Source organism: Pseudonocardia sp. T1-2H, from assembly GCF_038039215.1.
Taxonomy (GTDB): domain Bacteria; phylum Actinomycetota; class Actinomycetes; order Mycobacteriales; family Pseudonocardiaceae; genus Pseudonocardia.
The window spans coordinates 4,636,471-4,648,915 of record NZ_JBBPCL010000001.1; the positions used below are offsets into that span (position 1 = coordinate 4,636,471).

Consider the following 12,445-nt stretch of genomic DNA (forward strand, 5'->3'; position numbering starts at 1 on the left):
GCCGGGCCTACCACGTCGTTCCCGAACCCGGAACGAACTGCTCGCCGTCGACGACGGACGGCGCGCGCTTCTCCCAGTCCAGGTAGCGCTGGGTCTCCACGAGGACGGCGCCGCCGAGCCAGAGCGCGACGACGCCGTCGTCGACCAGGCCGAACACCGAGAACAGCAGTTCGGGCACGACGTCGACGGGCGAGACGAGGTACGCGACGGCGAGCACGAGCATCGCGAGCCGGCCGCGGCTGAGCTCGGGGTACTTCCCGCTCAGTGCGGCGCCCGCCATCCGGGGGAGTGCTCTCAGCCGGTCCGCGAGCCCGGGGGCACCGGGCCTGCGGCCTTCCGACAGCGCTCGCCAGAGGACGCGCAACGCCGCGAGCTTCTGGGGGCCGTACCTGGTCGTCGCCACGATGCGGTCAACGCCGGACATCTCGCCTACGTTCCCGCGAGGTAGCTCTCGAACGCCTCGATCTCCACCGTGAGGCCCGGATCGGCCGCCTCGCCCCAGAGCTCGCGGCCCGGGAACCGGACCGTGTAGAGCCATTCCGGCTGCTCACCGGCACGGTGGGCGTTGCTGTCCGGCAGGACGTGCGCGCCGTGGACGCGTTCGATCACACCCTCCTTCCCGCGCGCGTACCGCGGCAGCCGGGTGTGGCCGAGCGGGTGGACGTTGCGGGTCCGGACCCGGTCGCCCACCGCGAAGCGCGAGGGCGAGTCGACCGGCCGTTCGGCGGGGCTCCCCGTCGCGAGGACGCCCGGGACCGCCGCCGCCGTGAGCACCGGCCCGGGCACCCCGGGTCTGAGCGCGCGGCGTTCGGCCAGTTCGTCGGCCCCGACCAGCCCCGCGCCGACGAGGAGCCGCTCGAGCGCCTTGATCCAGATCGCGTAGTAGCTCGACGTCAGGTACTCCCCCGGCGGCAGGCTCTCCCGGGCGGAGCGGGAGGCGTCGATGGTCCAGCCGCCGGGAAGGGCCGCGGCGAGGGTCAGCGCGAGCGCGCGGCGTTCCCAGTCGGCGTGGAACCGCTCGTCCTCGGGTTCGGGGCGCACCGGGCCGAAGCCCATCATCCCGCCCAGGTCGGCGACGGTGTTCACGCCGGGCCCTCGACGAGCCCCGTGCCGATCATCGAGTCCCGGGTGACGAGCGCGGCGAGGGCCCCCTCGTCCCAGCCGTCCGTGCCCCGCGGCCGCCGGGGCACCACGAGATACCGCACCTCCGCGGTCGAGTCGTGGACGGTGATCCGGGTGTCCGCGGGCAGGGTCACGCCGAAGTCCGCCAGCACGCCGCGCGGGTCGATCACCACGCGCGAGCGGTAGGCCGGGGACTTGTACCAGGTCGGCGGCAGCCCGAGCACCGGCCACGGGTAGCACGAGCAGAGTGTGCAGACGACGAGATGGTGCTCGTCCGCCGTGTTCTCGACGGCCACCATGTGCTCGCCCTGCCGCCCGCCGTACCCGAGCTCCGCGATCGCGGCGGTGGCGTCGGTGAGCAGCCGCTCCCGATAGGCGGGATCGACCCACGACCGCGCGACGACGTGGGCCCCGTTGCGGGGCCCGACGTCCTTCTCGTAGGTCTCGATGATCACGTCGAGCGCCGCCGGCTCGACGTACCCCTTCTCGACGAGGATCGACTCCAGCGCCTCCACCCGGAGCGTCATGTCCTTCTCGTCCATGCGATCAAGCCTGCTACGGCTGGATCGCCATCACAACCGCCTTGGGCTCGGTGAAGAACTCCCGGCTGAAGTTCCCGCCCTCGCGGCCCCAGCCCGAGTCCCCGACGCCGCCGAACGGGGCGCGCAGGTCCCGGACGAAGAAGCAGTTCGTCCAGACCGTGCCCGCCCGCAGCGCCGCGGCGACCCGGTGCGCGCGCGAGAGGTTCTCGGTGAACACCATCGCGTTGAGGCCGTACGGGGAGCCGTTCGCCAGCCCGACCGCCTCGGCCTCGGAGTCGAACGGGGTCAGCGTCACGACCGGCCCGAACACCTCCTCGCGCTGGATCGGCGCGTCCGCGGGAGCGTCGACGATCACGGTGGGCCGGACGGCCCAGCCGTCGCCGCGGCCGCCGGTCAGCACCTTGCCCGCGGGGTCCTCGAGGTACCCGCACACCTTCTTCCAGTGCGACTCCGAGGCCAGTGGACCGATCTGGGTGCGCGAATCCGCCGGGTCCCCGACGACGAGCGCTTCGGCGGCCGCGACGAACCGGGCGGTGAACTCGTCGAACACCGCGCGTTCGACGTAGAGCCGGCTGCCCGCGAGGCACACCTGCCCGGCGTTGGTGAAGATCGCCTTGATCGACCAGTCCACGGCCGCGGCGAGGTCCGCGTCCGCGAAGACGAGGTTCGCCCCCTTGCCGCCCAGCTCGAGGCTGACCGGCGTCAGGTTCCGCGCCGCCGCCGCGGTGATCACCCGGCCGGTACCGGACTCGCCGGTGAAGGTGATCCGGTCGACCCGGGGATCCGTCGTGAGGGCCTCGCCCGCGGAGTCCGGGCCGTAGCCGTGCAGGACGTTGAGCACGCCCGGCGGCAGACCGGCCTCCACGGCCAGCCGGGCGAGGATCGTCGCCGAGGCCGGGGTGTCCTCCGTGGGCTTGAGCACGACGGTGTTGCCCCAGGCCAGCGCGGGCGCGACCTTCCAGGACTCCAGCATCAGCGGGAAGTTCCAGGGGGCGATCGCGGCGACCACCCCGGCCGGTTCGAAGCGCGCGTAGGCGTGGTGGCCGGTGTCCATCGGGTAGGCCTCGGCGGTCGCGAGCCGGGCGTGGTCGGCGAAGAAGCGGAAGTTCTGGGCGGTCCGGGGGACGTCCTTGCCCGCGGCGTCCGCGACGGGCTTGCCCATGTCCCGGGAGTCCGCCCGCGCGAGCTCGTCCGAGTGCTCCTCGACGAGGTCGGCGAGCCGGTGCAGCAGCGCGCCGCGCTCGGCGTGCCCCATCCGCGGCCACGGCCCCTCGTCGAACGCCCGGCGGGCCGCGGCGACGGCGTCGGCGGCGTCCTCGGCGGTGCCGAGCGCGACGTCCGCCCAGGGTTCGCGGGTCCAGGGATCGACCGAGTCGAACCGGGCGCCGCGGCGCGAACCGCGCTCCTCGCCGTCGATGACATGCCCGAAAGACACCATGCGCCGAGGTTGGCAGCCGCTGCCCGGGCGAGGAACCGGGCCGTTCGCACGGGCGGAACGACCGGGCGCGAGACCGCCGGAGATCCTCTGACAGGCCCTAAGCTCGATGATCGTGAGTGACGTGACGGTCGCCCGGCAGGTGCTCGACGTGCTGGCGGACCACGGTGCGACGACGGTGTTCGGCCTCCCCGGGGTGCACAACCTTGCGTTCTGGGGCCCCGCTCGCGCGGAGCGTGGCACCGACCCCGCACCCGTCGTCGTCCGGCACGAGCAGACCGCCGTCTACGCCGCGGACGGCTGGGCGCGGCGGAGCGGGCGGCTGGGCGCGGCCGTCGTGACGACCGGCCCGGGCGCGGCCAACGCCGTCGCCGCGTTCGGCGAGGCCGCGGCCTCGCACTCGCCCGTCGTGCTCGTCGCGTCCGAGATCCCGGCCGCCGCGGCCCGGTCCGGGCGGTTCCGCGGTGTGCTGCACGAGTCCCGGAACCAGGCGGCGCTGTTCGCCCCGCTGGCCAAGGCGGTGTTCCGGCCGCGGACGCCGGAGGGGGTCGCGGCCGTGATCGCGGAGGCGGCGGCCACGGCGTTGCGGCATCCGCGCGGTCCCGTCTACCTCGACGTCCCGGCGGACGTCCTCGGCCGGCCCGCCGCGGTCGGGCCGGTCGCCGCGGGCCGCGAGGCCCGCAGGACGGAGCCGTGGGCGAGCATCTCCGACGCCGTCGACCTGCTCGCCGGGAGACGTGTCGCCGTCTGGGCCGGCGCGGCCGTCCTCGACGACGCGGAGGCGATCGGTGCACTGGCCGGTCGGCTGGGGGCGCCGCTGGTCACGAGCTTCCACGCGCGCGGGCTCCCCGGCGCCCTGGGTGTCCCGCCGCACGAGCCGGAGGTCGCGGCGGTGATCGGCGACGCGGACGTCCTGCTCGTCCTCGGCGGTGACCTCGACGGGATGAACACCCGGAACTGGACGATGCCGCGGCCGCCGGTGCTGGTGAGCGTCGACCCGGCGCCGCCCGCGGACCCGCCGGAGTGGACCGCGGACGTCGCCCTCACCGGCGAGCTCCGCGGGCTGCTGCGGGTGCTCACCGAGCGGGTACCGGCGCACGAGCCGTGGTTCCCGGCCGACCTCGACACGCGCGTCCGCCGCGGACTGGATGCGGACGCGTCGACCCTGCTCGACGCCCTCGACTCCCGTCCCGACGGCACCGCGCTGGTCTGCGACATGGCGGTCGCCGGGTACTGGGCCGGCGGCTACGCGCGGGTCACCGAGCCGCGCGGGCTCGCCTACCCCGTCGGCTGGGGCACGCTCGGGTTCGGGCTCCCGGCCGCGGTCGGCGTGGCGTCGACCGGGGTGCCGACACTCGTCGTCTGCGGCGACGGCGGTCTGGTGATGGGCGTCGGCGAGCTCGCGACGCTGGTCCAGGAACGCCTGCCGGTGACCGTCCTCGTGGTCGACGACGGCGGGTACGGGATGCTCCGCTACGACCAGGCCCGGGCGGGCGTCGAGCATCGCGGGGTGGATCTGGTGACTCCGGACTTCGTGGCCCTGGCCAGGGCGTTCGGGGTCGAGGCGACCGACGTGCCGGCGCTGGACGGACTCGGCGAGGCACTGCGGAAGGCGATCGGCTCGGGCGCGCCGCACCTGGTCCGGGTGGCGGCCCGGCTGACCCCGCCGCGCACCACGTCCCCGCGCTGGCACGAGGGCTGAGCCGGGGCTCCGAAACTTTCTCCTTGCGCATCAGCGCTATCGCGATATATCGTGATAGCACACGAGCTACTGAGATGGATCCACGATGGATCGTCCAACCCCAGGAGGCTCGATCCGAGAATCATCGAGGAGACATCTGATGAACGCCATGAACCCCGCGTGGGACCCCCACACACTCTTCGCCATGGGTCAGCAGTTCGCTGACCAGTTCGGCCGCGGGCGCCGCGGCCGGCCCCCCTTCGGTCCCCGGCACGGCGGGCCCCGCCCGGACATGCGAGCGGACTCCGACACCACTCCTCCGGAGCGTCCCGAGGGCGAGGAGCGCGGCCGGCGCGGACGTCGCCACGGCGGGCCCCGGTTCGGCCCGGGCTTCGGGCCCGGCGGTCCCGGAGGACCCGGCCGCGGCTTCGGCCCGGGCGGCCCCGGCGGCTTCGGCCCCGGTGGTCCGCGCGGTGGCGGCCGGCGCGGCCGGCGCACCAACCGCGGCGACGTCCGGCTGGCCGTCCTCGCCCTCGTCGCCGAGGCCCCGCGGCACGGCTACGAGATCATCCAGGAGATCGCCGAGCGTTCGGGCGGACGCTGGAAGCCCAGCCCCGGCTCCGTCTACCCCACGCTGTCGCAGCTGGAGGACGAGGGCCTGGTGCGCGTCGAGCAGGTCGACGGCCGCCGGGTCGTCCACCTCACCGAGGCGGGCACGGCCTACGTCGCGGACCACCGGGACGAGCTGGACAAGGTCTGGCAGTCCATGGACGCGGACGGCGAGGAGAACGAGCCCACCGGCGTCCTGTGGCAGCAGCTCGGCCTGCTGCACGCCGCCGCCCAGCAGGTGATCGCCACCGGCACACCGGAGCAGGTCGCCGCGGCGACCGAGGCCCTCACCGAGGCCCGCAAGACGATCTACCGCCTGCTCGCCGAGTGACCTGTGCGCGCGCAGCCTCGTTCTGGCGAGACTGCGCGCGCACGACCCTGGTCGACCTGAGAGAACGAGGGCCCCGACGCTCAGCGAGCGCCGGGGCCCTCGGCATGTCGACCGAGTCGTGGGAACCGATCAGCAGTCGCGCAGCTCGGGCGTCTGGTTCAGCACCTGGCCGCGCGGGGAGACGAACTCCCGGTAGACGGCCGAGTCGACGGCGGCCGGCGCGAAGGCGGCGACCCGGTGGCAGTTCTGGAACGCGAGCACCACGCCGAAGTGCCGCTCCAGGGCGCCGCGGATCGAGTTGCTGGCCAGGGCGCGCAGCAGCTGGCCGCGGGCCTGCTCCGACGGCGGCGGGACCTCGTGCTCGCCGAACGGCGCCTCGGGGCGCGCGGCCTGGTCGTCGGCCGCGGCGGAGATGACCTCCCACGCGTAGGGCAGCGAGTCGCGCACGACGGCGACGAACTGGGCGTCGTCCATCTCGCCGCGCTGGGCGGCGTCGATCACGGCGGTGGGGACGTCGAGGGACACGGGTTCTCCTTGAGTTGCTGGTCGGACGGGAATCGATGGTCGGACTGGGTCGTGAGTGCGCAACCTCGCTAGAACGGGGCTACGCGCTCACAGGGGTGAAGTCGGGATCGATCTGGGTGCTCAGGTCGGTGCCGGTCGCGGTGTTCGCCCAGGCCCGGGCGTTGCGCAGGTGGAACTCGACGGTGCCGCGGTGGTAGGCCGCCCAGTCCCGGTCCCGCGCGTCGAGGTCCGCGTGCAGGGTCTCCAGGACGGCGAGGTTCGCGGGTTCGAGCGCCTCGATCGGGAGCAGGTCCCCGCGCTCGGCGGAGCGGACCCAGGCGGACTGCCCGAGCCAGCCGAGCAGCGCGTCGCCGACCTGGGCCCGCAGGTACTCCACGTCGGTGTCATCGGCGACCTTGTTGCCCAGGACCCGGAGCGCGACGTCGTGGGCGCGCGCGTGCTCGGCGTACTGGGCGTAGACGCCCACGCCGCGCCGGGTCGGCTCGCTGACCAGCACCGTCAGGTCGAAGCGCGTGAACAGGCCGGAGGCGAACGCGTCCGCTCCGGCGGTCATGTCGACCACGACGTACTCCCCCGGCCGGTCGACCAGGTGGTTCAGGTAGAGCTCCACCGCGCCGGTCTTGGAGTGGTAGCAGGAGACGCCGATGTCGGACTCCTCGAACTCCCCCGTCACCAGGTACCGGACGCCGCCGGCCTCTCCTGAGTAGCGGGTGAGCAGCTCCCCGGACGGGTCGAGCCCGACCAGCCGCGATCCACGCCCCGGCGGGGTGGTCTTGATCATGACGTCGGCGGACGGGATGCGCGGGTTGTCGCCGCGCAGGTGTTCCTTCAGCCAGCCGAGGTCCGCGCCGAGCGGCCGCGGCGGGGCCGCCGCCGGGTCCGCCCCGAGCGCCACGCCGAGGTGCTGGTTGATGTCCGCGTCGATCGCGAGCACCGGGTGGCCCCGGGACGCGAGGTACCGGCTGAACATGGCCGCCGCCGTCGTCTTGCCGCTGCCGCCCTTGCCCACGAACGCGATCCGCACGCGTCATCCCCTCCATCCGTCGTACTGACGAGGGTAACGGTAACCATGTTCACTAAAGGCTGACGTCGTCGGGTGACCCCGCGACGGAGAGTCAGCTGGAGCGCGAAGAGCGGCGCGCCGCGAGGGCCGCCCGCAGCGACGGCACCGGGGTCCCGGCGAGGGCCATCCGGCGCCGGGCCCGTCGCCGGGCGACGACCACGCCCACCAGCGCGAACGCCCAGATCACGTACTGGACGGTCCAGGCGACGCGGAACGCCCCCGGGGTGTAGCCGCCCGTGCCGCCGACGGCGCTGAGCACCAGCCCGATCGCCAGCGACACCAGCAGCGACGCGGTGAATCCGCCGACGTTGACGATCCCGACGGCGGTCCCCCGCCGGCGCTCCGGGTTGAAGGTGCGCGCGAAGTCGAACCCGATCATCGAGCCGGGCGGGCCCAACGCGAGGACCACGACCAGCACCACCAGCAGCCACAACGGCGCCGGCGGCGGCACCAGGAGCACGATCGTCCAGATCGCGGCGTTCGAGCCGATCACCGCCATCACCAGGTTCGAGCGGCGCAGCGGGTGGCGGGCGGTGAACCTGCCGAACAGGGGACCGGCAACGATCCCGCCGGCGACCAGCAAGGTCAGCATCAGGCTCGCGGTCCCGCTCGCGACACCCTGGCCCGCCACCAGGTACGGCACGCCCCAGAGCAGGCCGAACACGGTGCCGGAGAACTGCGTACCCATGTGCGTCCAGAGCCCCAGCCGGGTGCCGGGCTCGGACCAGGACTCCTTCAGCCCGTCGAGGACCTCGCGGGGGGTCGGGGCGTCCGGGCGTTCCGTCGAGCCGTCCGGCCGCTCGCGGAAGATCGTCAGCACGGCGAGGGCCGCGACCACGCCGAGCGCCGCGGCGGAGAGGAACGCCGCCGTCCAGCCCGGGCCGTGCAGCAGCGCCGCGAGCGGGACCGCGCTCAGCACCTGCCCGATCTGCCCGAGCTGACCGGTGAGCTGGGTCAGAACCGGCACCTGGCGGGCCGGGAACCAGGCGCCGAGCACCGACAGGACACTGATGAACGTCAACGCGTCGCCCGCGCCGACGAGGACGCGCGCCGCGATCGCAAGCGGCAACGACGTCGCGAGCGCCAGCGCGGCCTGCCCCGCCGCCATCAGCAGCGCCCCGGCGACGACCATCGTCCGGGCGCCGAACCGGTCCAGCAGCACACCCACCGGGACCTGCAGCGCCGCGTAGACCAGCAGCTGCAGGACGACGAAACCGGACAGGATCGCCGGCGAGGCGTGGAACCGGGCCGCGGCGTCGAGGCCCGCCACCCCGAACGACGTCCGGTGCATCACGCCCACCAGATAGGCGAACAGACCGACGGACCAGACCACCAGGGGGCGACGCAGTACAGACATGAGGAGACAATGGTCCCCGATCCGCAGCCGGAACGGGTACGCGGTGCGGGCGGGGTCACGTCGGAGGCCTCGACCGCCGCACCGCGCCGGTACCGTCGGGGGTGGTCCTCCCCGGTGGTGTCCCGGCCGCACGACCGGTGCTGATGCCGCCACTGCGCCGTCCCGCCGTTCTCGCCGTAGTCCTGGCGGTGTCGCTGTTCACCCTGCTGGCGAGGCGGTACGGCGGGCAATCGACCCCGGGCCGGATCGACGCCCGGGTTCAGTCCCTCGTCCGACCGTCGGACCCGCTCCAAGCCCTGCTGCGGGCGTTCGTCGACCTCGGCGACCCGGTGCCCGTGATCGCGCTCGCCAGTGGCCTGGCCGTGCTGGCCCTGGCGCTGGGGCAGCGACGCCTCGCGGTGCTGGCCGTGCTGGGTCCGGGCCTCACCGGAACAGCGACGACGCTGCTGAAACCGGCCGTCGGCCGCACCCTCGAGGGCGACTTCGCCTACCCCAGCGGCCACACCGGGGCGGCCACCGCGCTCGGCCTGGTCGCCGCGCTGCTGGTAGTCGGCGTGTTAGGACCGGGGACGGGGGCTGGGACGGGTGCGGCCGTTCTCGCCGCCGGCGCCCTGCTCGGGGGCGGCGGCATGGCCGGCGCGCTCGTCATCCGCGACGAGCACTACCCCACCGACACCGTTGGCGGTTTCTGCGTCGGCGTGGTCGTGGTGCTCGCGGGTGCGCTGTTCGTCGACCGCTGTGCGGAACGGTGGTCGTTCCGCCGGCCCGGGCCGCGCAGCGGCGCCTGATGACCGGCCGGCCGTTGACGAGCTGGCCCCCGGCGCGGCGGAACCGAGCGAGTCGGACCTGCTCGCGACGGCTCGGGACGGGCCGGTCCGCGAGGCGCCGCGGCCGTACACGCGCTGCTGGTACCGGCGCGTCCCGGCGCGCGGCACCATCGTCAGCACCGATCCGAGCAGCCGCGCGGAGACCGCGTCGATCGCCTGCTTGGCCACCAGGACATGGTTCTCCGTCGTCCGGCCGTGCCTCACGACCAGGATCACACCGTCTGCTCCCGTGGCCACGACCGCGGCGTCGGTGACCGGCAGCAGCGGTGGCACGTCGACGAGCACCATGTCGTACGTCCCGCGCGCCTCGTCGAGGACATCGGCCATCCGCCGTGACCCGAGCAGCTCGCTGGGGTTGTCCGGGACCGGCCCGGCGGGCAGGACGTCGAGTTCCGCTCCCCAGTAACGGATCGCGTTCGTGAGCGGGAGCCCGGAGTCGAGCACCGCGACCAGGCCCGGGCCCGGGTCCACTCCCATCAGGTCGGCGAGCTGGGGCCGGCGGAGGTCGGCCTCGACGAGCAGGACCCGCTTGCCCCCCGCGGCGACGGCGAGGCCGAGTCCCGCGACCGTCGTCGTCTTACCCTCGCCCTCCGACGGGCTCGTGACGACGACGATCCGGGGCTCGCGCTCGTCGGCGAACCGCAGGTTCGTCCGCACCTGCCGGACCGCCTCGGCGAGCGGGGACCGCGGGTCGTCGTGGACGACGAGCGGGTTGGCCGACCGGGAGGGCCCGCGCCCGAAGGCACCGAGGACCGGCACCCCGAGCACCTCCGCCAGCCGCCGGCGGCGCCTGATCGACGTGTCGAGCGCGTTGCGCAACAGGGCGGCTGCGAGACCCGCCAGCAGCCCGAGGCCGAGCCCCGCCCCCAGGTAGAGCACAGGTCGGGGCGCCACCAGGTCCGCGGGTGGGGCGGCTTCCTGGAACACCTTCGCGGCGACGACGGGTGTCGTGGTCGTGTCGGTGGGCTGCTCCAGGTTTGCGACTTCCTCGATGAACTTCTCGGCGACCGTGTTGGCGATGTCGACGGCGCCCTCGGGCGCGCCGTCGGTGACCGTGGCCGTGAGCAGTGCCGTCTCCGGGGCCGAGCTGGCGGTGATCCGGGCGGCGAGGTCGTCGCCCGTGACGGGCAACTCCATCGTCTCCACGACCTCCGTGGCCAGCCTGCGGCTGTCGAGCAACTCGACATAGGTCCGCATCCGCTGCGCCGACAGCTGGCTGCCCTCGAGCGCGGTGGAGGTGTCCGCCCCGGCCGACTGCGCCGAAACGAAGATCGTCACGTCGGCGGAGTACTCCCGCGGCATCAGCACCGTGAGGGCCACCGCCGCCGCGAGCCCGGCCAGCACACCGGCCAGGACGAACCGCCATCGCTCCCGGGCGACCTCGAAATACTGCCGGACCGTCACCTGCTGCCACCCCTCGTCGTACCGTTTCCCGTCCTCGCCGACGGACGCGATGCCGGGAAGGCTGCACCGCTAGGGTCTGCGCGGTGCACCTGCGCGATCTGTCGGCTCATCGGAGCCCGCCCGGAGAACGCCGATGAGCCTCGTCGTCGAGACGCCTCCCGGGCGTGCGGCCGAACGCGGTTACGTGCTCGGCGTGGTGCTCGGCGACCGGCTGGGCCTCGACTGGCGGCTGGAGCAGTCCGGACGTGCGGACGTCCGCCTCCGGTTCGATGCCGACCCCGCAGGTCCCGCCGTGACCATGCCGGACACGCTGCTGGGCATCCCCGAGGAGGAGTGGCTCACCCCGGCCTCGCTCCGCGCCGACCCGCCCGCCACACTCCCGGTCGACGATCCGGGGTCGACCTCGCTCACGGCGGGCCAGCGGGTACCGCTGCTGCTCGGACCGGCGGCGGCCGACGGTCCCCTCGTCACGTTCGGTCCGAGGGGCGCCCGGCTCTCCCTCGACGTCTTCGGCACCGCGTTCTTCATGCTGACCCGCTACGAGGAGGCCGTGCTGCCCGACCGGGACACCTGGAACCGGTTCCCCGCGGCCGCGTCGGCCGTCGACCGGGCGGGCATGCTGCGCACCCCGGTCGTCGACGTCGCCGTCGAGCTGCTGTGGAGCGCGCTGGAGCGCGTCTGGCCCCGGCTCCGCCGCCGTACGGGGCCCGGTTACCGCGTACTGCTGACGCACGACGTCGACGATCCGCTGTCGACACTGGGCCGCGGCCCGCTCGACGTCGCCCACCAGTTCGCCGCGGACCTGGTGCTCCGCCGGGACCCGGGGCTCGCCGCCCGGCGCGCCCGCGCCCTGCTCCGCATGCGGTCGGACCACACCGGGGACCCGCACGACACGTTCGACCTCCTGATGGACGTCAGCGAGCGTCACAGCCTGGCGAGCGCGTTCTATCTCCAGTCGCACGAGCGGGCCGACCCCGGGGGCGGTGCACCCTACGCGCTGACCCATCCGCGGATCGTCGACCTGATGCGCCGCGTGCACGTCCGGGGGCACGAGCTCGGCTACCACGCGGGTTTCGGCACCTACCGGGACGCCGGGCGCACGGCCGCGGAGTTCGCCCGGCTGCGCGGCGCCGCCCGGACGCTGGGGATCGACCAGGAACGGTGGGGCGGACGGCAGCACTACCTGCAGTGGGACCCCACGGCGACCTGGCGGAACTGGGCGGACGCCGGGCTGGACCACGACTGCACCGTCGCCTACGCCGACGCCGTCGGCTTCCGCACGGGGACCAGCCACGAGTTCCCGGTGTTCGACCTCGCCGCAGGACGGCCGTTGCCGCTGCGGGAACGCCCCTTCCAGGTGATGGACGTGACCCTGTCCGGCTACCTGGGCCTCACCCCCGACGCCGCCGCGGACGAGGTCCTGGCGATCGCCGCGGAGTGCCGGCGCTACGGCGGCACCCTGGGCCTGCTGTGGCACAACGACACACTGCGCGGGAGCAGGACGAAGCGGTGGTACGCGGCGCTCGTCGCCGCCGTGTCGGCGGGGTGA

General features: G+C 74.2%; 11 protein-coding genes and 1 pseudogene. 4 read left to right on the forward strand and 8 right to left on the reverse strand.

The features are described from left to right. Positions 1-7: 7 nt before the first annotated feature. Genes WBK50_RS22870 through WBK50_RS22885 form a run of 4 tightly spaced genes read right to left on the reverse strand, consistent with a single transcriptional unit; the run spans position 8 to position 3,102 of the window. Positions 8-424: a YkvA family protein gene (locus WBK50_RS22870; RefSeq protein WP_341337565.1), complete on the reverse strand. Its 417-nt coding sequence runs from the start codon at positions 422-424 to the stop codon at positions 8-10. Between the two features lie 5 nt (positions 425-429). Next, complete coding sequence (nthB, locus tag WBK50_RS22875; RefSeq protein WP_341337566.1) at positions 430-1,086, reverse strand: nitrile hydratase subunit beta; 657 nt, start codon at positions 1,084-1,086, stop codon at positions 430-432. Next, positions 1,083-1,664 (reverse strand): nitrile hydratase subunit alpha, encoded by a 582-nt coding sequence (gene nthA, locus WBK50_RS22880; RefSeq protein WP_341337567.1) that lies wholly within the window; start codon positions 1,662-1,664, stop codon positions 1,083-1,085. The genes nthB and nthA overlap by 4 nt, the downstream gene beginning before the upstream one ends. 13 nt (positions 1,665-1,677) lie before the next feature. Continuing rightward, a complete protein-coding gene (locus tag WBK50_RS22885; RefSeq protein WP_341337568.1) occupies positions 1,678-3,102 on the reverse strand; it encodes an aldehyde dehydrogenase in 1,425 nt (474 codons plus the stop codon). Positions 3,103-3,214: 112 nt separating this feature from the next. Here WBK50_RS22885 and WBK50_RS22890 point away from each other — a divergent pair, with 112 nt between their 5' ends. Together WBK50_RS22890 and WBK50_RS22895 are read left to right on the forward strand one after the other, a co-directional pair. Continuing rightward, on the forward strand, positions 3,215-4,801 hold the full coding sequence (locus WBK50_RS22890; protein ID WP_341337569.1) for a thiamine pyrophosphate-binding protein: 1,587 nt from the start codon (positions 3,215-3,217) through the stop codon (positions 4,799-4,801). Positions 4,802-4,940: 139 nt separating this feature from the next. Then, positions 4,941-5,720 (forward strand): PadR family transcriptional regulator, encoded by a 780-nt coding sequence (locus tag WBK50_RS22895; protein WP_341337570.1) that lies wholly within the window; start codon positions 4,941-4,943, stop codon positions 5,718-5,720. 129 nt (positions 5,721-5,849) lie between these two features. Here WBK50_RS22895 and WBK50_RS22900 read toward each other — a convergent pair whose 3' ends face one another. The 3 genes from WBK50_RS22900 to WBK50_RS22910 all read right to left on the reverse strand — a co-directional run bounded on the left by WBK50_RS22900 (position 5,850) and on the right by WBK50_RS22910 (position 8,665). Further along, complete coding sequence (locus WBK50_RS22900) at positions 5,850-6,245, reverse strand: SCO5389 family protein (RefSeq protein ID WP_341337571.1); 396 nt, start codon at positions 6,243-6,245, stop codon at positions 5,850-5,852. Between the two features lie 79 nt (positions 6,246-6,324). Beyond that, entirely contained in the window at positions 6,325-7,269 is a 945-nt protein-coding gene (locus tag WBK50_RS22905; RefSeq protein ID WP_341337572.1) for an ATP-binding protein, read from the reverse strand. A gap of 91 nt (positions 7,270-7,360) precedes the next feature. Then, positions 7,361-8,665, reverse strand: coding sequence for an MFS transporter (locus WBK50_RS22910; RefSeq protein WP_341337573.1), 1,305 nt, complete (start codon positions 8,663-8,665; stop codon positions 7,361-7,363). Positions 8,666-8,808: 143 nt separating this feature from the next. Here WBK50_RS22910 and WBK50_RS35320 point away from each other — a divergent pair, with 143 nt between their 5' ends. Next, entirely contained in the window at positions 8,809-9,453 is a 645-nt protein-coding gene (locus tag WBK50_RS35320) for a phosphatase PAP2 family protein (protein WP_445942295.1), read from the forward strand. A 138-nt stretch (positions 9,454-9,591) separates the two neighbouring features. On the opposite strand, the pseudogene WBK50_RS22915 reads toward WBK50_RS35320, so the two are convergent. Continuing rightward, positions 9,592-10,896: pseudogene (locus WBK50_RS22915) on the reverse strand (polysaccharide biosynthesis tyrosine autokinase); the annotation flags it as partial. 133 nt (positions 10,897-11,029) lie between these two features. Here WBK50_RS22915 and WBK50_RS22920 point away from each other — a divergent pair. After that, complete coding sequence (locus tag WBK50_RS22920) at positions 11,030-12,445, forward strand: polysaccharide deacetylase family protein (protein ID WP_341337575.1); 1,416 nt, start codon at positions 11,030-11,032, stop codon at positions 12,443-12,445.